The sequence below is a fragment of the [Clostridium] celerecrescens 18A genome, from assembly GCF_002797975.1.
GTDB lineage: Bacteria > Bacillota > Clostridia > Lachnospirales > Lachnospiraceae > Lacrimispora > Lacrimispora celerecrescens.
Window position 1 is genome coordinate 1 of the sequence record NZ_PGET01000001.1, and the last position, 21,471, is coordinate 21,471.

The window sequence follows — 21,471 nt, forward strand, 5'->3', positions numbered from 1 at the left end:
TAAATTAGCTAGTTAGTTGATTTTGACCCCGGATTGAACACCTTTAATTTGAGAGTTCGATCCTGGCTCAGGATGAACGCTGGCGGCGTGCTTAACACATGCAAGTCGAGCGAAGCGATTTCAAGGAAGTTTTCGGACGGAATTGAAATTGACTGAGCGGCGGACGGGGAGTAACGCGTGGGTAACCTGCCTCATACAGGGGGATAACAGTTGGAAACGACTGCTAATACCGCATAAGCACACAGTGCCGCATGGTACGGTGTGAAAAACTCCGGTGGTATGAGATGGACCCGCGTCTGATTAGGTAGTTGGTGAGGTAACGGCCCACCAAGCCGACGATCAGTAGCCGACCTGAGAGGGGTGACCGGCCACATTGGACTGAGACACGGCCCAAACTCCTACGGGAGGCAGCAGTGGGGAATATTGGACAATGGGGGAAACCCTGATCCAGCGACGCCGCGTGAGTGAAGAAGTATTTCGGTATGTAAAGCTCTATCAGCAGGGAAGAAAATGACGGTACCTGACTAAGAAGCCCCGGCTAACTACGTGCCAGCAGCCGCGGTAATACGTAGGGGCAAGCGTTATCCGGATTTACTGGGTGTAAAGGGAGCGTAGACGGCACTGCAAGTCTGGAGTGAAAGCCCGGGGCTCAACCCCGGGACTGCTTTGGAAACTGTGGTGCTAGAGTGCAGGAGAGGTAAGTGGAATTCCTAGTGTAGCGGTGAAATGCGTAGATATTAGGAGGAACACCAGTGGCGAAGGCGGCTTACTGGACTGTAACTGACGTTGAGGCTCGAAAGCGTGGGGAGCAAACAGGATTAGATACCCTGGTAGTCCACGCCGTAAACGATGAATACTAGGTGTTGGGGAGCAAAGCTCTTCGGTGCCGCCGCTAACGCAATAAGTATTCCACCTGGGGAGTACGTTCGCAAGAATGAAACTCAAAGGAATTGACGGGGACCCGCACAAGCGGTGGAGCATGTGGTTTAATTCGAAGCAACGCGAAGAACCTTACCAAGTCTTGACATCGGAATGACCGGGATGTAACGATCCCTTCCCTACGGGGCATTCCAGACAGGTGGTGCATGGTTGTCGTCAGCTCGTGTCGTGAGATGTTGGGTTAAGTCCCGCAACGAGCGCAACCCTTATCCTTAGTAGCCAGCAGGTAAAGCTGGGCACTCTGGGGAGACTGCCAGGGATAACCTGGAGGAAGGTGGGGATGACGTCAAATCATCATGCCCCTTATGATTTGGGCTACACACGTGCTACAATGGCGTAAACAAAGGGAGGCAAAGGAGCGATCTGGAGCAAACCCAAAAATAACGTCTCAGTTCGGATTGTAGTCTGCAACTCGACTACATGAAGCTGGAATCGCTAGTAATCGCGGATCAGAATGCCGCGGTGAATACGTTCCCGGGTCTTGTACACACCGCCCGTCACACCATGGGAGTTGGTAACGCCCGAAGTCAGTGACCCAACCGTAAGGAGGGAGCTGCCGAAGGCGGGACTGATAACTGGGGTGAAGTCGTAACAAGGTAGCCGTATCGGAAGGTGCGGCTGGATCACCTCCTTTCTAAGGAAGAAGAAGTAAGGGTTTTATATACTGTTGAGTCTTATGTTTCAAAGTTCCGTAATGTGTAACCTTGCGAACAAGTTCGCCCGGTCGCGGCTGCGCCGCTTATACAACAGAATACAAATGTGCTTATGAAAGCAAGCTTTCAACACACATTTCCATTCCGTTGTGCACGCATTACTAGTAAGACACGAAATTTCTGGTGCCGATGCGCTTAGGGGAGACACCCGTTCCCATCCCGAACACGATGGTTAAGACTTAAGCGGCCGATGGTACTATGCTGGAGACGGCATGGGAGAGCAGGTGGGTGCCAGATTATTTATGGGCTTATAGCTCAGCTGGTTAGAGCGCACGCCTGATAAGCGTGAGGTCGGTGGTTCGAGTCCACTTAAGCCCATTGGTTTATGAAACCAGATGATAAACATATAAAAAGAATATAGGGATAGCCTTTACAGGGTAGACCCACATCCAAGTTTTTCGGGGGTGTAGCTCAGTTGGGAGAGCACCTGCCTTGCAAGCAGGGGGTCAAGAGTTCGAATCTCTCCATCTCCATTTGGTGTAGTTGTGAAGGTGCACTTCGAAAAGCTGACGCTTTTCTCAGTCACGGCGTTACACGCCTATACAATGAAATACAAAACTGCTTATGAGAGCAAGCTTTCCACACAGTTTTCCATTCCATTGTGCACACTTTTAATTGCATCACGCATGTACCTTGAAAACCACATATTGAAATATATCTAGATTAGTTTTTATATGTCAAAGTATAAAAACAAAATCAAGACATCCGAGGTGTTACATCGCAAGATGTAACCAAACAAAACTCGTTAAAGTAACCGTAACGTACGGTGAAATAACAAACCTAAGACCAGAGATACAACGCTATGTATCTTAGATTAGTAGCCCGCACCCGCAGGTGAACATCGAATTGGTTAAGCTAATAAGAGCGCAGGGTGGATGCCTTGGCACTAAGAGCCGATGAAAGACGTGATAAGCTGCGAAAAGCTTCGGGGAGGAGCAAATATCCTTTGATCCGGAGATATCTGAATGGGGAAACCCAGCTGAGCAAACCTCAGTTGTCGTATGGTGAATCCATAGCCATACGTCGGGAACCCGGGGAACTGAAACATCTAAGTACCCGGAGGAAAAGAAAGAAAACTCGATTTCCAAAGTAGCGGCGAGCGAAATGGAAGGAGCCTAAACCAGTATGCGTGCATACTGGGGTTATGGACTGCAATAAGTGAGACGATTTGTTACCAGAACGGTCCTGGAAAGACCGGCCATAGAAAGTGAAAGCCTTGTATGGGAAAGCAATAGTCAGCGAGCAGGATCCAAAGTACCACGAGACACGAGAAACCTTGTGGGAATTCGGGGGGACCACCCCCCAAGGCTAAATACTACTTAGTGACCGATAGCGCATAGTACTGTGAAGGAAAGGTGAAAAGGACCCCGGGAGGGGAGTGAAAGAGAACCTGAAACCCTGTGTTTACAAGCTGTGGAACCACGTTAAAGGTGGAACCGCGTACTTTTTGTAGAACGGTCCGGCGAGTTACCGTTACTGGCAAGGTTAAGCACTTAAGGTGCGGAGCCGAAGGGAAACCAAGTCTTAATAGGGCGTTAAGTCAGTAAAGGTAGACCCGAAACCGGGTGATCTACCCATGTCCAGGTTGAAGTTTCCGTAAAAGGAAATGGAGGACCGAACGCACATCCGTTGAAAAGGGTGGCGATGAGGTGTGGGTAGGGGAGAAATTCCAATCGAACCCGGAGATAGCTGGTTCTCCTCGAAATAGCTTTAGGGCTAGCCTCGTATTAGTCTGCCGGAGGTAGAGCACTGAATTTCCTAGGGGGCGTCAAAGCTTACCAAAGAATATCAAACTCCGAATGCCGGCCAGATGATGTACGGGAGTCAGACTGCACGAGATAAGTTGGGTAGTCAAAAGGGAAAGAGCCCAGACCACCAGCTAAGGTCCCAAAGTGCGTGTTAAGTGGAAAAGGATGTGGGATTTCACAGACAACTAGGATGTTGGCTTAGAAGCAGCCACACATTCAAAGAGTGCGTAATAGCTCACTAGTCGAGAGGTCCTGCGCCGAAAATGTCCGGGGCTAAAACACGACACCGAAGCTGTGGAATGTATGTAAATACATTGGTAGAGGAGCATTCTTAACGCACAGAAGCATTACCGTAAGGAGATGTGGAGTGTTAAGAAGAGAGAATGCCGGAATGAGTAGCGAGATGGAGGTGAGAATCCTCCAGGCCGAATATCTAAGGTTTCCAGAGTAAAGCTGATCTGCTCTGGGTAAGTCGGGGCCTAAGGCGAGGTCGAAAGACGTAGTCGATGGACAACAGGTTGAAATTCCTGTACCGCATATCATCAGAACTGTGGGGACACAGAACCGAAGAAGAACCCGGGAATGAAAAGACCGGGGCAAGCACTGGACTGGCTGGAATGGCAAATCCACCCAGCAACAGGAAGGTGTGACGCGTACCGAACACAAGTAGGGAAGTCTTCGTAGGGGCTGTCAAGAAAAGCCGCTATTGTGTGATATGTGCCCGTACCGTAAACCGACACAGGTGGATGAGGAGAGAATCCTAAGGCCGGCGGGAGAAGCATTGTTAAGGAACTCGGCAAAATGACCCCGTAACTTCGGGATAAGGGGTGCCTGGGAAACCAGGCCGCAGAGAATAGGCTCAAGCAACTGTTTAGCAAAAACACAGGTCTATGCAAAACCGAAAGGTGAGGTATATGGGCTGACGCCTGCCCGGTGCTGGAAGGTTACGAGGAGGGGTTAGCGGCAACGCGAAGCTCTGAATTTAAGCCCCAGTAAACGGCGGCCGTAACTATAACGGTCCTAAGGTAGCGAAATTCCTTGTCGGGTAAGTTCCGACCCGCACGAAAGGCGTAATGATTTGAGCGCTGTCTCAACAATGCACCCGGTGAAATTGAAGTACCAGTGAAGATGCTGGTTACCTGCGCCAGGACGGAAAGACCCCATGGAGCTTTACTCCAGCTTGATACTGGGATTCGGTACTGCATGTACAGGATAGGTGGGAGGCAGAGAAGATAGGACGCCAGTCTTATCAGAGCCGATGTTGGGATACCACCCTTGCGGTATTGGATTTCTAACCTGCAGCCATGACCTGGCTGGGGGACAATGTCAGGCGGGGAGTTTGACTGGGGCGGTCGCCTCCGAAAGGGTATCGGAGGCGCTCAAAGGTTCCCTCAGAATGGACGGAAACCATTCGAAGAGTGCAAAGGCATAAGGGAGCTTGACTGCGACACCGACGGGTGGAGCAGGTAGGAAACTAGGACTTAGTGATCCGGTGGTATAAAGTGGGATTGCCATCGCTCAACGGATAAAAGCTACCCTGGGGATAACAGGCTTATCACTCCCAAGAGTTCACATCGACGGAGTGGTTTGGCACCTCGATGTCGGCTCATCGCATCCTGGGGCTGTAGTAGGTCCCAAGGGTTGGGCTGTTCGCCCATTAAAGCGGTACGCGAGCTGGGTTCAGAACGTCGTGAGACAGTTCGGTCCCTATCCGGCGTGGGCGTAGGATATTTGAGAGGAGCTGTCCTTAGTACGAGAGGACCGGGATGGACTGACCTCTGGTGTATCTGTTGGCTATCAAAGCCATGGCAGAGTAGCCAAGTCGGGAAGGGATAAACGCTGAAGGCATCTAAGCGTGAAGCCCCCCTCAAGATGAGATATCCCATCGCAAGAGTAAGACCCCTTGAAGACGACGAGGTAGATAGGGCAGAGGTGGAAGCATGGCAACATGTGCAGCTGACTGTCACTAATAGGTCGAGGGCTTAACCAGGTTGGTTTAGGTAAGAGGAAAGAACGGATGATAATAGATATGTAGCAATGTGTGGTTTTGAGGGTATATGTCTCAAAAGGAAAAGTAAAGAAGAGATATGCGCGAGTGGCTCAGTTGGTGGAGTACGACCTTGCCAAGGTCGGGGTCGCGGGTTCGAGTCCCGTCTCGCGCTTTTTTTTATTTGTAGCGGAAGTCTAGGTTTTATCAGGTTTCCGCTACTTTTTGATTTATAAAAATATATTTGATATATAGAAAGGGGTAGACATTAAACCGTTAAAGACTTTTATATATCGGATTCATTTTCTACACTGGTTTTTCGGTTGAAGAAGTAGTTTTTCATAGTGGTGCGCTCCGTCTTCATGGCCTACCTGTTTCCGTATCTGATAGATATTAATGCCCCAATGAGTTCTTATAAAAGTATGGATATTTACTTATTAGTGCAATAATATATTTATATTTTTAATTTCGAATCTAAATTATAGCAATAATGAGAAGTATACGTTAATACTAGAAAAATAAATGGGAGGTAAATATGAAGATAGTATTTTTGTTTAATAATAAGGGAGGCGTTGTAATATCTTAAACTTGTTTCTACAGGCGCAAGACCATCTAAATGAGAAGCGGTAAAATACCGTGTTATTTATATAAAATAAACAATGGAGAGATATAAAGGATAAATATAATTTTGCATGCAAGGCCTTAGAGTAGGCACAACAAGCTGTTATTTTTCAGGGAGAACGGACGATTGAAACAGCTCAAAACATTCCGATGATTTCATACCACATGTTTTGTTCGTTATCTCTTGACTCTAAATTCAGACAGAAGTCCGGAATTTAGAATTTTAATTTAAACAGCCTGTGGAAATGTTTTTCATAAAGGTAATTTAATAAACATCATCGTGTAGAATAATATATTATAAACTACTAATGCTTAAGCGAGGATAGAAATGAACGGACAAAATAGAATTGATATTAAAATAGGTGCAACAGTAAAAATTGTATTGAAATCTGACCAAAGAACCGGAAAACTAACAGAGGGAATTGTTGGAAAAATACTGACAAACAGTAGCTTTCATCCTCATGGTATCAAAGTGATGTTAACGAATGGACAAGTGGGGAGAGTCCAGGAAATATTATGATATAAGGCACATTATTTATTAAATAAGTATATTAATAAGAGGAAAGAATCTTAATCATGCATTTCCATATTTTGAAATGAATAGAGTTTTTTACAGGGTCAGGGCAAGCGTTGTTCCTGCAGAATCTTTGAAAGCTTCCTTTTAAAAGTAAAATATGGGGGTAGAGCGTGGGGGAGAGTACATAAGAGCAACTCTTAAACCCCTATAGGTTCGAGTCCCGTCTCTCGCTCTTTTTATTTGTAGCGGAAGCCGTTATTTATAAGGACTTCCGCTCTTTTTTGTATTCAGTTTGTATACAGTTACGCTTCTTTTTCCATTAGTGAATTGTAGATTTATCCAAGATAAATATTCTGAATGTAAATTCCTTGAAATTCATGGGATTTTTTGATACGTTGTTATGTGCACGGAACGATATTATGGTATTAGAAATTAATAAATAAGAAATATAAACAAAAGAGGTATCATTATGAGATTGCATGATAAATGTTTACCATGTGTTGTTAATCAAGCTATTAAAGTAGCGGATATCACCGGACTTAATACAAAGGAAGAGTTATTAAGAGAAGTTTTCACTTATCTTAGCAAAATGAACTTTCATGAAACTACTCCAGAAATTATAGGTGAAATCTTTGACATGATTAAAAGACATACGAATAATCCAGACCCATATAAAGAAACAAGAAATTACTACAATACTTTGTTTATGAAAATGCTACCTGAATTTGAGAGAAAGATTGAGCAGGCTGAAAATTCGTTTATGTTAGCAATTCGATATGCTATTGTTGGTAATATCATAGATTTCAATCCTATACACAATACGTTATTAGAGGATATTTATGATTGTTTTGAAAAAATGGAACAATTAGAATTAGCAATTAATGATTCTCATGCACTGATGAAAGATATTTCAAATGCAGGAACTTTGTTATATTTAGGTGATAATTGTGGAGAAATCTGTATGGATAAGATTCTTTTAAAAAAAATTAAAGAACAGAATCCTAATGTAAAATTGTTTTTTGGAGTACGAGGGAAACCTGTTGTAAATGATTCTATATCTGAAGACGCATATTCTGTAGGGATTGATGAATATGCAGAGGTTGTAGATAATGGGGATGGTTCCCTTGGGACTGTCCTTAATCGAACGAGTCCTGCATTCAAAGAAGTTTATAATAATGCTGATATAGTAATTGCCAAAGGGCAAGCAAACTATGAATGTTTGAGTGAAGAAAATAAAAATATCTATTTCCTGTTGATGACCAAATGTGAAGTAATTGCAAAAGATATCGGTGTCGAGGAAAAGAAAATGATCTGTATGAAAAACAAATCTTGGAAAAACTAATAAACCGCCATGAACACGTTATAAAGTTGGACGCGGATCGAACCCCTTTCTTTTAAGTATCTTATGGGTTGTCTATATGGGCCGTTGAAGCTTGGCATACTTTTACAGTACATAAGCAATCAGCTTTGATATTCCGGATTTAATAACGGTATGGATTTTTTTCTTGTGTGATAAAAAGATTGCATTATTTTAAGTTGAGCGTAATTAGAGCTAGTATTTTTATTAAGGTGGTTAAAGATATGGCAAGAGGGATTATTATTTTTGGTTCAGCAGGTTCAGGGAAAACAACATTGGGAAGAATGGTTGCTAATAAGCTTGGTTTTCCATATTTTGATATAGACGATTATATATGGAGAAAAGATACTGATAAACCTTTCACAGTTATGTATACTCGTGATGAGAAGATAAATAGGTTAATGACAGATATATCGAAAGGAAATTATTTTGTGATGGCAGGTTCCATGGATAGCTTTAATGCACCATTTGTCCCATTGTTCGATTTGGCAGCACATATCACTGCTTCTGTCGAAACAAGAATTGACCGGATTCATAAGAGAGAATATGAAATATTCGGAGAAAGAATCATGAAAGGTGGAGATATGTATGAGGGGCATTGCCGTTTTCTTGATAACTCAGCCAGATATGATTTGGATGGCTCTCCATGTATGAAGACACATATGCAGTGGGCTAATTCTTTACCTTGTAAAGTGCTGCAGCTGAGCGGACATGAGGATTTAAACAAGAATGTCGCTATACTAGTTCAAGAATATTTAAAGCTGGGTTTTACAAAATGAGTGTTCAAGAAATATGATATGGCTTATAATCGGATAGGTCAAGGGCAAGCGTTGCTCCAGCAGTACCCCTGATCTGTACAAACTTAAAATCCAACAATAATACAAAGTTGTAGACACTCATTGGACAGTGTGCGTCCCTCTTTATTTTATGTAGGTTTGCGGACAACAGTAATTCGAGCTCCGATCCCCACCTTTTTTATCTGTAGTGAAAATCCGGGTTTTTTCAGGGCTTTCACTATTTTTTGTTATGTAAATATATCTTCTGGGGATAGTCTGTGGTAGGCATTAGACATGCCTTTGCAGTCAATGATATGGTCCGTCTTTTGCTGTCACATTCCGCTTGCCGACTATTTAATCTGAGAGTTTCTTGATACTGCTTTCTTGAGTACCAGTTAAGTCAGCCCCTTTGTTCTGGCGCCGACCTTGCAGCCTTTTTAAATTATTTTGCGTCAAAAGATCGAATCAGGACGCGCGGAAGAATTCCGAATCTCTTTTGAAACGCTTCCGAGAAATGGCTTACGTTTGTATACCCCACAGCGAAGGCTGATTCACTCACGTTATGTTCCCCTTGCTCTAACAACGCAAATGCTTTTTCAAGCCGCTGCTCCCGAATAAACTCATAAACGGTTTTCCCAAAATACTGCTTGAAAGAACGTTTTAATTTACAATCATTCATATGGATTATCCGGGATAATTCTAACAATGTTGGAGGTGACTCCAGCCGGTTCAGAAGTATCTCACGTGCATAAGTCAAACGATCCATATCTGCTCTGGATAGCCTGCCTACATATTCCTTACTGTTATCTTTGCAAATCAACCTTTCTATATTAATGGATAACAGCTCTAAAATATAGCTTTCTAACAGAAGTCTGTTTATTTGATTCGTTTCTTTTATCAAACTCAGATCCAATTTGTTGATTATGCTTTCTTCCCGGGCATCGCTTTTAAAGCTGCAGCAAGAATACGTATTTTTTTGGAAAGAGCGGAACCCAATATTGCTTGTACCACAAACCGCTTCACAAAAACCATCGAACGTGTAAGGGCTAACCCAAATAGAGTATAGCTGAACTTCTTCGCCACTGTTGTATTCTGAATGTGCGCAGGCCTCTCCTAAAAAACCCAGCGACGAATATCCGGGCCGAAGCTCCACTGGTACACGATTTACCTCGCCATATATGTAATTTTTTCGTGTATAGCTTAGTTCAAACACAGGGGCTGTGGTGCCAGATTGTCTCTTTGTATTATTGGAAAATATACCAGAGGATACCATGATATGTACATCTGGGCGTATTGCTATTGTTTGTTTCGGAAATATGTTTGATGAGCTAACCTGGGAGGTGGATGCGGTTGCCTCTGCTACGGTGACCAGTGATGCAATCAAGGCTGCGGTAAAGGACTGTATAGAACAGGCTAAGAGCAAATAGTTGATAAGAGGTGAGGGGGGGTTCGCTTTTTTGTATCTTTCAGGCAGCAGACAGCTGAAAACAGGAAGTAGTTACAAAGATTTTAAAATAAATACATGTACTTGTAATATTTCAAAGAGTATGTATAATATAATAAAGAAAGGCAATCGCCACAGGGTGGTTGGCTAATTAGAAAAGCAAAGATCTTCCCGACCGGCCAAAGTACAGGGAAGGTCTTTTGCATTTAGCGACATGTCATAATGACGAATGTCAGCAGTGCTAGAAGGAACATACCAAAAGACATCAGGTCCTTAAAGTCAAGATTCTTCATGAGCAACACCTCCATTCTATGTAGAATCGAGGCCTACCACCCTATACACGATTGCCAGCAGTTTGTACCTGCCAGTATAATTATATGATCCAACTTGCAAATATACCAATAAAATATGAAAGTATCAGAAAAATCCCTCCCGGACAAAGTCATTGTCTGAGAGGGATTCTTAGTTTATGTATAAAATTCATTGACAATTCAAAGAATCACGATATAATAGTTATGTGTGCAATTGTTGCAAGTGCAATTATTGCTACAACAACTAATACGGGAGTCTAATATGAAAAATTTAATTCTCTATGCAAAAAAATACAAAAAAGAATTCATTCTTGCGGTCATCTGTATTGAGGCGGAAACCATTTTTGAATTAGTTATTCCCATGATTATGGCTGATATCATTGATGTGGGAGTTGCTAACGGTGATAGAAATTACATATTTCTAAAAGGATTTCAAATGGTTTTCTTTGCCGTTCTTTCTCTTTTTCTGGGGCATGCATGCGCCCGGTATACCGCGATCTGCGGAAATGGTGTGGGAGCTCAGATCCGAATGGCAGAGTTTCAAAAAATGCAGACTTATTCATTTGCTAACACGGACCGGTTCAGCACCCCTTCTCTGGTAACAAGGCTTACAAGCGATATTACCACAATCCAGAATTCCATTACAAACGGTATGCGTCCCGGTTTTCGTTCTCCAGTGATGATGATGACTGCACTGATCGTGTCCTTCCGGTTGAATGCGGAACTGGCTGTGGTATTTTTAATTGCAGCCCCCGTACTGGCCGTCATCTTATTTACAATCATCAAAAATGTAAGACCCTTATATGCAAAAATGCAGGGAGCCGTTGATCTTGTGAACCGGATCATTCAGGAGAATCTCATAGCTATCCGCGTGGTAAAAGCTTATGTCCGGGGCGATTATGAGATAAGTAAATTTAAAGAGGGAAATATGAATTTACAGAATTCTTCCGAAAGGTCCTTTTCCCTGGCGGCCTTAAATATGCCTGCCTTACAGTTTGTTATGTACGGGACCATATTAAGTATCCTTTGGTTTGGCGGTAACCTGGTTATGATCGGTAACATGAAGGTAGGTGCCCTGACGAGCTTTCTTAGCTACGTATTGCAGGTGCTTAATTCCCTTATGATGTTTTCCAATGTTTTTCTTTTATTTACCCGTTCCTTGACCTCATGGAAGAGGATTTCAGAGGTCTTAGAGGAAGAACCGACCATCAATGATGACCGTGCAAAGGATATCACCATCAAGGAAGGAAGGATCCGGTTTGAACATGTATATTTTAAATATAAGGAAGATGCAAAGGAATATGTTCTTTCCGATATTTCCTTTGAGATTGGACCCGGTGAGACCGTAGGAATCATTGGTCAGACAGGTGCCGCCAAAAGTACCCTGGTGCAGCTGATTCCAAGGCTCTATGAGGCGACAGCCGGTAATATTATCATAGACGGCTATCCCATATACGAGTATACTCAGGATCACCTAAGGGATTCCATTGCCATGGTGTTACAGAAGAACACTCTTTTTTCCGGCTCAGTGAAGGAAAATCTTTACTGGGGAAATGAGGATGCAACGGACGAAGAAATAGAGAAGGCATGCAGCATTGCCTGTGTTAACGAATTTATCGGCCGCCTGGATCATGGATATGATACGGAGCTGGGGCAGGGAGGCGTTAACGTCTCAGGCGGGCAGAAACAGCGGCTATGCATTGCAAGAGCGATTTTAAAAGCGCCAAAGGTACTTATTCTGGATGATTCTACAAGCGCCCTTGACACCGAGACAGAAGCAAAGATTAAAGAGGGCCTGGAAAAATCTCTTCCCGGTATGACAAAGATTATTATCAGCCAGCGGATCTCGTCTATCATGGATGCCGATCAGATTTTGATCCTTGATGACGGAAAGATAAATGCCATTGGAACTCATGATCAGCTGCTGGCAGACAATGAAATATATCAGGATATTTATTTTTCCCAGCAGAAAGGAGGCGGCCAGTCCTGATGAAGAATACCGGACATGTAAGACCCCAAAATACAAAAAAAGTTCTTGTTAAACTTTTGAGATACATTGGCCATTATAAGCTTTCCATGCTGGTCATAGCGATCCTGGTCAGCGTCAGTGCATTTTCCGGAATCATGGGAACCTATCTGCTGAAACCGGTCATAAACGAATATATTCTGCCGGGTAATATACCCGGTCTTGTGAGAATGATTGTTATCATGGGACTGATTTATCTGGCGGGAGCTATTTCCTGTCTGCTTTATAACCGGATGATGGTCCGTGTTTCCCAGCAGGTGGTCAGTGAGATAAGGATTGACTTATTCCGCCATACCCAGAAGCTTCCTTTAGAATTTTTTGATACCCGTACACATGGGGATTTAATGAGTCATTTTACAAATGATGTCGACACCATCTCGGAAGCACTCAATAACAGCTTTACATTGCTGATCCAGAGCTTTATTACTTCCACAGGTACCATTATCATGCTGATTCTCCTGGACTGGAAGCTGTCATTAATCGTTGTATTTTTTCTCCTGATTATGTTAATATATATTCGTCACAATGGAACGCTGAGCAAAAGGTATTTTGCTGAACAGCAGAAGAATCTGGGAAATATTAATGGTTATGTTGAGGAGATGGTGGAAGGCCAGAAGGTAGAAAAGATATTCCGCCATGAAAAACAGGATTTAAAAAAGTTTTGTGAGCTGAACGAGAAATTGAGGATTTCCTCAACAATGGCTGCAACTTATACGGGCATTACCGTTCCTACGATAGTTTCTCTTTCTTATATTAATTATGCTATTTCTGCCTGCGTGGGGGGATTGTTCGCTCTGTCCGGACTGATTAATATGGGAACACTGGCCTCTTATCTGGTTTATGTCAGGCAGAGTGCCATGCCTATGAACCAGTTTACCATGCAGATCAACTTTCTCATGGTAGCGCTGGCCAGTGCGGAAAAGATCTTTCATATGATGGAGGAAGAGCCTGAATATGATGAAGGAACCGTCACCTTAAAGAGGGTGGAGCAGGAGGCGGATGGGAGCCTTAAGGAAACGGATATTTATACCGGTGCATTTGCCTGGAAAGTTCCTGACAGAGATCATGGATATCTTCTTGTCCCTCTAAAGGGAGATGTCCGGTTTCACGATGTGGTTTTCGGTTATACAGGCGGAAATACAATTTTAAACAGCATAAGCCTGTATGCCAAGCCTGGTCAGAAAATCGCATTCGTAGGTTCTACCGGTGCGGGAAAGACGACTATCATCAACCTGATCAACCGATTTTATGAATTAAATGGAGGCACCATAACCTACGATGGAATCGATATCCGAAACATAAAAAAAGATGCTTTACGGCGTTCTATCTCTCTGGTCATTCAGGACACCCACTTATTTACCGGAAGCATTGCAGATAATATCCGATATGGAAGATTGAATGCTTCCCGTGAAGACATACTGGCTGCCGCAAAAATCGCTAATGCGGATTCCTTTATTAGACGTCTTCCTAATGGATACGATACTATGTTAGAAAGTGACGGCAGCAATTTATCACAGGGGCAGAGGCAGCTGATTGCCATCGCCAGGGCTGCCATATCACAGCCGCCTGTTCTTGTCATGGATGAAGCCACCAGCTCCATTGATACACGAACGGAAAAACTCATAGAAAAAGGGATGGATGCCCTTATGAAAGACCGGACGGTATTCGTCATTGCCCACAGACTTTCCACCGTAAGAAACTCAGATGCCATCCTGGTTCTTGAAAAAGGAGAGATTATTGAGCGGGGCAGTCATGACGAATTGCTGCAGGAAAAAGGGAAGTATTATCAACTGCATACCGGGCAGTTTGAATTAGAATGATGAAATGAAAGCGTAGAAGGGCACTACTGTTTCATGACTTATTAGTGCCCTTTGCAAAGGGAAAGGAGTGATAAAATATATGAAGCAGCATAATGTGAGAGAGCTATTGGTCCGTGAAGAAAAAGCCAGGAAACAGATAATTTCTCCGCTTCTGTCAAATATCGGATTGACGCCTGGACAGGGACATGCAAGGATCTTATATCATCTTTTACAAAAAGACCATATCACCCAAAAAGAGCTGGCAGACCGATGCCATTTCGATACGGCTACCATGTCAAGAAATATAGACAAACTGCAGGATATGGGGTTCCTGCTCAGGGAAAATAATCCGGACTGCAGACGTTCCGTTCTGATCAGCCTTACAGAAAAAGGGGTTGTTGAAGCAGAAGAGGTAAGAAAAGTTTTCAAGCAGTTTGAAGAACTTATCTGCTCTGATATACCTGAAGACGAAATAGCTGTATTCTGTAAAGTGTTAATGAAAATGTGCGACAATCTGGAAGCTTATTAAATTTCGGTAAGTATGAGAATAAAGGAGCGTTCAGCACAATGTCATGAAATCAGCGGCCATATCGCCAGGAGCAAGCCTTTTGGGATTCCTCCATAGCTGTCTGTACCCTTTGAACGATTGGCCGCTGTTACATGCAGTATTATGCGTTTAACTCCTTTTCTAGAAATTCCTTGATATAGGGCGTGGTCTCTTCACTTAGTGCAGGCATGAATGCCATGTAACGGCATTTTTGATGATGTTCCTCATCTAAAAGGAAGTCATATCCCATGTGACATTTAGAGTTGCATTCCTCCGGATTTATTATCCGCTTACACACAGATGCTTTTTTGATTTCTTTTTTCATTATTTCCGGCAAAGTATTTAAAAAGGATTCATAAGCTTTTACGTGCTCCGGATATATTCGTATTCTCATTCCTGTTTTCCGAAACACAAAAGTAGCTAAGACTTTTTTTGTAGTCTCTGGTTTATAAGAAGCGATAAAACCATTTTTAGCAGGCTTAATTTCACACTTACAATTATTTTGTGTAAGGTAATCATTTATTTCCATAACGAAATCTTTATAACGATCGTCTACTGCCTTAAGAAAAACATTAAAGTTCTCATTTGTTTTATCCAAGGTGCCCTCCTGATTATTTTTTAATAACGGGAATCCATACTTCAAATCTTGCATTCTGTGGGTCAGAATTTAAATAGACCTCAATATCCGGTCCATTATCATATTCGTATCCAGAAGTGGGAAGCCATTCGGTTACAATCCGCTTCTCTAGTTCTTGTATTGCATGGGGGCATTGGCCTTCTCCATAGAATATGGCCCAGGTGAAAGAGGAAACCGTATATTCTTCCAATGTATCATCAGCTTCTTTCGTGCTGGCTGCGGCTATAAAGTACCGCCATTCTTCCAGGTCATTGCAGATGCTGACTCCTAATATTCCTCCAGGGCAGCCATCTGCCATGGAGGCTAATTTAGGGATCGTTCCGTCCATAGCAGCCTTGCTCCACATTTGAGGTACTATTTCAAAATTCTTTTCAATTTCCCGGTTCAGGGATTGTGCAGTGCCTACAATCCGAAACGGATCCTTCTTTTCAATTCGATAATTCAATTCATCCACTCCTTTTATAATAATTTTGAAGCTGATAGGTGGATATGACTTTACGGTTGCGCCGCTTTCTTTTATACGAGATGGCGCTATTCCATGGATGCTTTGAAATGCCCGGTTAAATGCAGTGGGAGAGTGATATCCATATTTAAGAGCAACATCAATAATTTTATTATTCCCGTTCAGCAGATCCACCGCCGCCAAGGACATACGCCTGCGCCGGATATATTCAGATAAAGGTACATTTGCCATATATGCGAACATTCTCTGAAAGTGATAAACAGAACAACATGCGATTTTTCCTAACTGCTCATAGTCTATTTCTTCTGTTAAATGTTCCTCAATATAGTTAATTGATTTGTTTAATCCCTCGATCCATTCCATAAAATCAATCCTTTCTTATGTATTATATTTGTTATCGATTTGCTCGTCCTCTCTTTTTGTGCACAAATAAGAGAGGACGAGTGCAGGGAATGCCATGATCCTATTATAGGTTCTCAGGGATATTTTAACAATCACCTTTTATCCCATACGCGGGTAAATAAAAAGAGCGGGAAATCAAATGATTTCCCGCTCTTTTTCAATGCATTCATGAGACACCGGGGACTCGAACCCCGGACAACTTGATTAAAAGTCAAGTGCTCTACCACCTGAGCTAGTATCCCATACTGGGCTAGTTGGATTCGAACCAACGACTGCAGGAGTCAAAGTCCTGTGCCTTACCGCTTGGCGATAGCCCATTAAAACTTGTGATAAAAAAAAATTCCCTAAAAGGGAAAGGTGAGTACAGGGATTCGAACCCTGGGCCTCCAGAGCCACAATCTGGCGCGATAACCAACTTCGCCATACCCACCATAAATTTTCACACCTTGGTTAGAGATGTGAAACGAGCCTGAAGGGATTCGAACCCCCGACCCACGGCTTAGAAGGCCGTTGCTCTATCCAACTGAGCTACAGACTCAAAAGCGGGTGATGGGAATCGAACCCACGTATCCAGCTTGGAAGGCTGGTGTTCTACCATTGAACTACACCCGCAAAAGGTAAGAGAAACTAATACTACCATTGACGGTTTTTCTCTTGAATCGGGGTGACAGGATTCGAACCTGCGACCCCCTGGTCCCAAACCAGGTACTCTAGCCAAACTGAGCCACACCCCGATAGTGAAAGTATTTTCTATCTTTCGCTTGGTTGCTTTTCCGCAACGCAAGAGTTATTATATATGATGGATATCATTTTGTCAACATTATTTTAGAAAAAATTTCAAATTCGTAATTAAGCCTGTATTTATGCGGTTTTTTAGGAAAAAAGACCCTGAAATGGGAGGAACCGGCAGGTACATAAAATGTTCCTGCCGGTTGAGTATGAAAAATAAAAAGTCAATGTTAAAAGGGTGGGGTTCCTTTACAATATTTAGTATACGCGGAAATTATGACCGAAGTTTGACTAAGCCATAAATATTTCATAAAAAAACTAAAAGAATTATGAGGAATATTTGAAAAAACAGATAGCTTACTACTTTCGGCCCTGGAACAATGAATGAAAGAAGAGGTCGTCTCTAAGCTTTGTATATGATATAATGTAATTAGATGAAAACATGGTGCCGTTCATAAGAGAAAGAAGGAATATTATATGAAGTACTGGGAAGTTTATGAGAGCAAAATAGGACCTCTTACCATTCTATGTGATGATGAAGCTCTTCTTAGAATTGATTTTGGGAGGACGGAGCCTGAGAATGCCGTAAGGGAGCGGACAGAGCTGATCCGGAAAACAGAAGGCCAATTGGAGGAATATATGGCTGGAAAGAGAACGGTGTTTGATCTGCCTCTTAAACCAGAGGGAACGGAATTTCAAAAAAAGGTTTGGAATGCTTTGTTGATGATTCCATACGGAAAGACGAAAAGCTATAAGGATATTGCGGTCATGGTTGATAATCCCAAAGGCTGCCGTGCGGTTGGCATGGCAAATAACCGCAATCCCATACCTGTCATCATTCCTTGCCACCGGGTGATAGGGGCCAACGGAAGCCTGATAGGATATGGCGGGGGCCTGGATATTAAAGTGAAGTTACTGGATCTGGAGCGCACAGAAGCTTCCTAATATAATTATTAAGAATTTTTGGTGATTCTTTCAGTTCCTTTAATCCCCTATACATTTGATGCAGATAATGTTATAATCCTCATCGTCACCAGGAATGAGTTTGATGATAATGAGGAGTGATTAAAATGAGAAAAAACAAAATGTTGGCAGTAATAGCCATCGCCATGGCAGTTATGATGGCGGCTACAGGCTGTGGATCAAAAGATAATGGGAAATCCACGCAGGATAATCCTACAGAAGTAAGTGCTGCCGAGACAAAAGTAGCAGGTACAGATGAGACTACGTTAGGTGAGGATGAATCTGATAGTGAGGAAGACGGAACAGACGAAACCACCGAAACCACTGCTTCTGATGCAGGTAACTTATCTTCCGGCGTCTTTACATCAAAATCCGGAAAATATCAGATTACACCGCCAGAAGGCTGGACCATTGAAGATGATGGAGATGAAAGCTCAGTCGCATTCACCTCTTCCAATGGCAACGATCTGTTAGAAGTCGTCTATGTAGAAGGAGATGACGCCGACGGAGCCAGAGAAGTCTATCCGGCTACCATGGAAGAATACAAGGAATTTGTCAGCCGTGGCGAGGATATGGAATTTGTCCGCTATAATGTAGAAAACGGCAGCGACGGAAGCCAGACGTTCCGCTATGCAATCCGGTATAAGACGAATGAGGATGGGGTCCGTTATTATGCAATTTCCGGTTCTTACAATGCGGCTACAAAAAAGTACATCAGCGCGGCAGGTACGGTTGAATCACCAGACAGTGCGGTAGAAGGACAGATTGAAGCAGCACTGGATACCTTAAAACTGAAATAAAACTGAAAATAAGATAGGAATAAAACAGGGGCAAAAGCAGGAATATCTGCTTTTGCCCCTGTTTTTACAGTTTTATAAGGGTGCCGTTAAGGAGTGCCACATCTTCCTCCTGGTGGGTGCTTATGATGACCAGTTTGTCACGGGTCTTTTCTTTGATGTATTGAATTACGGTTCGTTTTGTGTTCTCATCAAGTCCAGTAAAGGGTTCGTCCATTAAAATCATGTCACAAGGGACCGACAAGGCTCTTATAATGGCAACCCGGCGCTTCATTCCCCCGCTTAAGGTAGATACGGGGCGGGATAAGGCCTCTTCCGGAAGAAGCCTTAAAAGCTCTCCTCTGGCCTGTTTTCTGCTTCGGGAGGAACGACCGGGGATTACCATGGTAATGTTGTCTACCGGGGTAAATGACTCACACAGACGGTTTTCCTGAAACACGGCGGAGGCTCTTATGCCCTGAAGTCCTTCCATGGATCCGGAATCGGCTTCTTCAAGTCCCAGAAGGATCCGGAAGAATGTGGTTTTCCCGGATCCTGAGGAACCCATGAGACAGTAGACCTGGCCGGAATGAAGGGAAAGATTCACCTGCATAAATACGTTAAGAGTCCCAAAGGATTTGGACAGTTGATTTACCTTTAGTTCCATGGATCAAGCCTCCTTTTTTTTATGGAATTTCCGGCCGGGACTTGCAAGGCTTAAAAGACATAAAAAGAATTTTTCAAAAAGGGCACTGATTACGATAATCACCAGGGTCCAGGCAAAAAGGTCCGCAGTGCTTAAATAAATTTTTGCCATATAGAGTTTTTCACCGATGGAATGGCTTGGGACGCCGATCACTTCAGCGGCAACCCCAGATTTCCAGCCCATGCCCAAAGCCACCCTGCAGCCGCTTATGAGGTAGGGAAGAAGGGCGGGGCGGTATATATAAAGGAGCTTCTTTTTGCCTTGCATACGGAACACCCGGGACATTTCCAAAAGCTTTGGATCGGTACTCATAAATCCTGCAATGGTATTTATGTAAATGATGGGGAATACCACAAGAAAGGCAATAAAAACGGATAAATTTTCAGAACCAACCCAGATCAGGGCCAGTATGACAAAGGAAGCTACCGGAACCGACTTTATCAGGGACATAAGCGGTTCCAGTAAATCCCTTAAAAGAGGGAAACGCCATGCAGCTCCCCCGGCCAGGATTCCTGAGCCAAAGGCCATAAGGAATCCAAGACTTATCTTTCCAAAGGAGAGGGCAATGGTTATCCAGAAGCCGGACATGGCCCTCTGGATCCATAAAGCCTGGATTACCTCCAAAGGGCCTACCAGTATGATGCTGTTGTGCACGGACAGACTAACTGCCTGCCACGCAAGAAGCCAGAGAAAGATGATACCGGCCTTTTTAGCCGGGAGGGCTGTTGGTTTCATAATGGGAATCTCCTTACAAAGCTTTACCTTAATTATGGCATATAGTAGAAGTCATCGGCTGGCAGTGTTCCGCCCACGGAAGACGGCTCCATATCGAAAAGTACTTTTAAGTATCCGCTTAACAGAGATTTCATCCGGTCACCGTCTACATAGGTGATGCTGCAGTATGGGATTGCCTTTTCAGCAACCGGTGCTTTTTCAATGATTCCGGCAGCAGCCACCAGAGCTGCAGTTTCGGCTACATTGGCATTGGCAAATTCAGCGGATTCCTTATGCTCCGCCATAAAGGCGGCAATGGCTTCCCCATGGTCTTTGATCACGTCATTCCGGCAGATGGTAACTCCGGTCACCAGACTGCCGCCGCTTTCACCGGCTGTGGCATCCCACTCCTTTGTTAAGTCAAGAACCATTTTTAGGGAGTCATTCTGAGCCATGGCCGCTGTTACAAAAGGCTGGGGAAGAAGACCTACTGCATCAGGCTTTTCCTTCAGGATAGAAACGACCTCAGCGGCTTCGGACTTATATTCCAGGGTTATGTCGTCAGCGGTTAAGCCGCTGGCTTTAAGCACGTGCTGAAGGGCATAGTCCGGCGTGGTCCCTTTGCCGGTTAAGTAAACGGTCTTACCCTTTAAGTCTGCGGCTGTTTTAATGGAATCATCGGCGGATACCCCGTAGAGAACACCCAGGGTGTTAATATCCAGGACAGTCACCTCATGATTGGTTTTATTATAAATAATAGAGGCCATATTGGCGGGCACAAGGGCAATATCCAGATCTTTGCTTACAATTTTTCCAAGGAGTTCGTCAGCAGCGGTTACCATGGTAAAATCATAGGAGCCTTCTGCATTGCCTTTTTCAGACTGGTCCATCAGCTTTACAAGGCCCATAGAGGTGGGCCCTTTTAAAGAACCGATCTTTAAGGTATAACGATCAGCTGGTTCTTGTGCTTTTGATGTTTCTTCTGCTGTCTCAGAGGTGGATTCCTTTTCAGAGACTGATGTTGCCTGGGGGTTTTCAGCGCCGCCTTTTGCACAGCCGGAGAGTACGGCCGCCGTTACGGCAAACGCCATCAATAGGGATAATGCTTTTTTCATAAGATCCTCGCTTTCTGTCCGTACCTGTTATAGTTCTTTTTTCTTTACGTCTATCAAAAAATCCCACACCAACAGGCATGGGATTTCCGGTTTACGTATTCTCCTCGCCTTCGCCGTCAGGGATCCTTCCGGGTTAGTACGAACACCTTCAGTATATCATTATTCCCCCATATTTGTCAAA

At 43.6% G+C, this 21,471-nt stretch carries 15 protein-coding genes, 9 tRNA genes and 3 rRNA genes; 15 read left to right on the forward strand and 12 right to left on the reverse strand.

The features are described from left to right. The first annotated feature begins 44 nt into the window (after positions 1-44). The 9 genes from H171_RS00005 (at position 45) to H171_RS00045 (ending at position 8,661) form a co-directional block, all read left to right on the forward strand. Positions 45-1,573 (forward strand): 16S ribosomal RNA (locus H171_RS00005). A 198-nt stretch (positions 1,574-1,771) separates the two neighbouring features. Then, positions 1,772-1,889, forward strand: a 5S ribosomal RNA gene (gene rrf / locus H171_RS00010). Between the two features lie 7 nt (positions 1,890-1,896). Continuing rightward, positions 1,897-1,970: transfer RNA gene (locus H171_RS00015), tRNA-Ile, on the forward strand. 82 nt (positions 1,971-2,052) lie between these two features. Continuing rightward, positions 2,053-2,125: transfer RNA gene (locus H171_RS00020), tRNA-Ala, on the forward strand. A gap of 375 nt (positions 2,126-2,500) precedes the next feature. Next, positions 2,501-5,390 (forward strand): 23S ribosomal RNA (locus tag H171_RS00025). The 16S, 23S and 5S rRNA genes sit together here with 3 tRNA genes alongside, the layout of an rRNA operon. 99 nt (positions 5,391-5,489) lie before the next feature. Further along, a tRNA-Gly gene (locus tag H171_RS00030) sits at positions 5,490-5,562 on the forward strand. Between the two features lie 774 nt (positions 5,563-6,336). Further along, a complete protein-coding gene (locus tag H171_RS00035) occupies positions 6,337-6,528 on the forward strand; it encodes a YwbE family protein (RefSeq protein WP_038281155.1) in 192 nt (63 codons plus the stop codon). Positions 6,529-6,994: 466 nt separating this feature from the next. Next, positions 6,995-7,867: a damage-control phosphatase ARMT1 family protein gene (locus H171_RS00040; protein ID WP_100303326.1), complete on the forward strand. Its 873-nt coding sequence runs from the start codon at positions 6,995-6,997 to the stop codon at positions 7,865-7,867. A 239-nt stretch (positions 7,868-8,106) separates the two neighbouring features. After that, complete coding sequence (locus H171_RS00045; protein ID WP_100303327.1) at positions 8,107-8,661, forward strand: AAA family ATPase; 555 nt, start codon at positions 8,107-8,109, stop codon at positions 8,659-8,661. 439 nt (positions 8,662-9,100) lie between these two features. Here H171_RS00045 and H171_RS00050 read toward each other — a convergent pair whose 3' ends face one another. Next, on the reverse strand, positions 9,101-9,931 hold the full coding sequence (locus tag H171_RS00050) for a helix-turn-helix domain-containing protein (RefSeq protein WP_100303328.1): 831 nt from the start codon (positions 9,929-9,931) through the stop codon (positions 9,101-9,103). Between H171_RS00050 and H171_RS00055 the strand changes: the two genes are divergently transcribed. The 4 genes from H171_RS00055 (at position 9,930) to H171_RS00070 (ending at position 14,767) form a co-directional block, all read left to right on the forward strand. Beyond that, a complete protein-coding gene (locus tag H171_RS00055) occupies positions 9,930-10,085 on the forward strand; it encodes an FMN-binding protein (protein ID WP_100303329.1) in 156 nt (51 codons plus the stop codon). The genes H171_RS00050 and H171_RS00055 overlap by 2 nt on opposite strands. 590 nt (positions 10,086-10,675) lie before the next feature. Next, entirely contained in the window at positions 10,676-12,403 is a 1,728-nt protein-coding gene (locus tag H171_RS00060) for an ABC transporter ATP-binding protein (protein ID WP_100303330.1), read from the forward strand. Further along, the gene (locus tag H171_RS00065; protein ID WP_408645653.1) at positions 12,400-14,259 is read left to right on the forward strand and encodes an ABC transporter ATP-binding protein; all 1,860 of its coding nucleotides are present in this window, start codon (positions 12,400-12,402) and stop codon (positions 14,257-14,259) included. The genes H171_RS00060 and H171_RS00065 overlap by 4 nt, the downstream gene beginning before the upstream one ends. A 79-nt stretch (positions 14,260-14,338) precedes the next feature. Further along, positions 14,339-14,767, forward strand: coding sequence for a MarR family winged helix-turn-helix transcriptional regulator (locus tag H171_RS00070; RefSeq protein ID WP_100303332.1), 429 nt, complete (start codon positions 14,339-14,341; stop codon positions 14,765-14,767). Positions 14,768-14,906: 139 nt separating this feature from the next. On the opposite strand, the gene H171_RS00075 is transcribed toward H171_RS00070, so the two are convergent. The 8 genes from H171_RS00075 to H171_RS00110 form a co-directional block, all read right to left on the reverse strand. After that, positions 14,907-15,383, reverse strand: a complete 477-nt coding sequence (locus tag H171_RS00075; RefSeq protein WP_242976823.1) for a hypothetical protein — start codon at positions 15,381-15,383, stop codon at positions 14,907-14,909. Between the two features lie 13 nt (positions 15,384-15,396). After that, positions 15,397-16,248 (reverse strand): AraC family transcriptional regulator, encoded by an 852-nt coding sequence (locus H171_RS00080; protein WP_100303333.1) that lies wholly within the window; start codon positions 16,246-16,248, stop codon positions 15,397-15,399. 208 nt (positions 16,249-16,456) lie between these two features. Beyond that, positions 16,457-16,529: transfer RNA gene (locus H171_RS00085), tRNA-Lys, on the reverse strand. A 3-nt stretch (positions 16,530-16,532) separates the two neighbouring features. Further along, positions 16,533-16,604, reverse strand: a tRNA-Gln gene (locus H171_RS00090). 38 nt (positions 16,605-16,642) lie between these two features. Then, positions 16,643-16,718 (reverse strand) — tRNA-His (locus H171_RS00095). 33 nt (positions 16,719-16,751) lie between these two features. Continuing rightward, a tRNA-Arg gene (locus H171_RS00100) sits at positions 16,752-16,825 on the reverse strand. Positions 16,826-16,828: 3 nt separating this feature from the next. Beyond that, positions 16,829-16,899: transfer RNA gene (locus H171_RS00105), tRNA-Gly, on the reverse strand. 47 nt (positions 16,900-16,946) lie between these two features. Beyond that, a tRNA-Pro gene (locus H171_RS00110) sits at positions 16,947-17,021 on the reverse strand. A gap of 472 nt (positions 17,022-17,493) precedes the next feature. On the opposite strand from H171_RS00110, the gene H171_RS00115 reads away from it, so the two are divergent. Beyond that, on the forward strand, positions 17,494-17,961 hold the full coding sequence (locus H171_RS00115; protein ID WP_100303334.1) for a methylated-DNA--[protein]-cysteine S-methyltransferase: 468 nt from the start codon (positions 17,494-17,496) through the stop codon (positions 17,959-17,961). 125 nt (positions 17,962-18,086) lie between these two features. Then, positions 18,087-18,779, forward strand: coding sequence for a hypothetical protein (locus H171_RS00120; protein ID WP_100303335.1), 693 nt, complete (start codon positions 18,087-18,089; stop codon positions 18,777-18,779). Between the two features lie 64 nt (positions 18,780-18,843). Here the strand turns inward: H171_RS00120 and H171_RS00125 are convergent, their stop codons facing one another. The 3 genes from H171_RS00125 to H171_RS00135 are packed head-to-tail and all read right to left on the reverse strand — an operon-like array spanning position 18,844 to position 21,290. Then, positions 18,844-19,422: an ATP-binding cassette domain-containing protein gene (locus tag H171_RS00125; RefSeq protein ID WP_100303336.1), complete on the reverse strand. Its 579-nt coding sequence runs from the start codon at positions 19,420-19,422 to the stop codon at positions 18,844-18,846. Positions 19,423-19,425: 3 nt separating this feature from the next. Beyond that, positions 19,426-20,196 carry an ABC transporter permease gene (locus tag H171_RS00130; RefSeq protein ID WP_100303337.1) on the reverse strand — a complete coding sequence of 257 codons (771 nt, stop codon included), beginning with the start codon at positions 20,194-20,196 and terminating at the stop codon, positions 19,426-19,428. Positions 20,197-20,228: 32 nt separating this feature from the next. Beyond that, entirely contained in the window at positions 20,229-21,290 is a 1,062-nt protein-coding gene (locus H171_RS00135) for an ABC transporter substrate-binding protein (protein WP_100303338.1), read from the reverse strand. Between the last annotated feature and the right edge of the window lie 181 nt (positions 21,291-21,471).

Coding starts and splice junctions, on each gene's coding strand:
- H171_RS00035 (WP_038281155.1), top strand. CDS start 6,337: ATGAACGGACAAAATAGAATTGATATTAAAATAGGTGCAACAGTAAAA.
- H171_RS00040 (WP_100303326.1), top strand. CDS start 6,995: ATGAGATTGCATGATAAATGTTTACCATGTGTTGTTAATCAAGCTATT.
- H171_RS00045 (WP_100303327.1), top strand. CDS start 8,107: ATGGCAAGAGGGATTATTATTTTTGGTTCAGCAGGTTCAGGGAAAACA.
- H171_RS00055 (WP_100303329.1), top strand. CDS start 9,930: ATGATATGTACATCTGGGCGTATTGCTATTGTTTGTTTCGGAAATATG.
- H171_RS00050 (WP_100303328.1), bottom strand. CDS start 9,931: ATGGTATCCTCTGGTATATTTTCCAATAATACAAAGAGACAATCTGGC.
- H171_RS00060 (WP_100303330.1), top strand. CDS start 10,676: ATGAAAAATTTAATTCTCTATGCAAAAAAATACAAAAAAGAATTCATT.
- H171_RS00070 (WP_100303332.1), top strand. CDS start 14,339: ATGAAGCAGCATAATGTGAGAGAGCTATTGGTCCGTGAAGAAAAAGCC.
- H171_RS00080 (WP_100303333.1), bottom strand. CDS start 16,248: ATGGAATGGATCGAGGGATTAAACAAATCAATTAACTATATTGAGGAA.
- H171_RS00115 (WP_100303334.1), top strand. CDS start 17,494: ATGAAGTACTGGGAAGTTTATGAGAGCAAAATAGGACCTCTTACCATT.
- H171_RS00120 (WP_100303335.1), top strand. CDS start 18,087: ATGAGAAAAAACAAAATGTTGGCAGTAATAGCCATCGCCATGGCAGTT.
- H171_RS00125 (WP_100303336.1), bottom strand. CDS start 19,422: ATGGAACTAAAGGTAAATCAACTGTCCAAATCCTTTGGGACTCTTAAC.
- H171_RS00130 (WP_100303337.1), bottom strand. CDS start 20,196: ATGAAACCAACAGCCCTCCCGGCTAAAAAGGCCGGTATCATCTTTCTC.
- H171_RS00135 (WP_100303338.1), bottom strand. CDS start 21,290: ATGAAAAAAGCATTATCCCTATTGATGGCGTTTGCCGTAACGGCGGCC.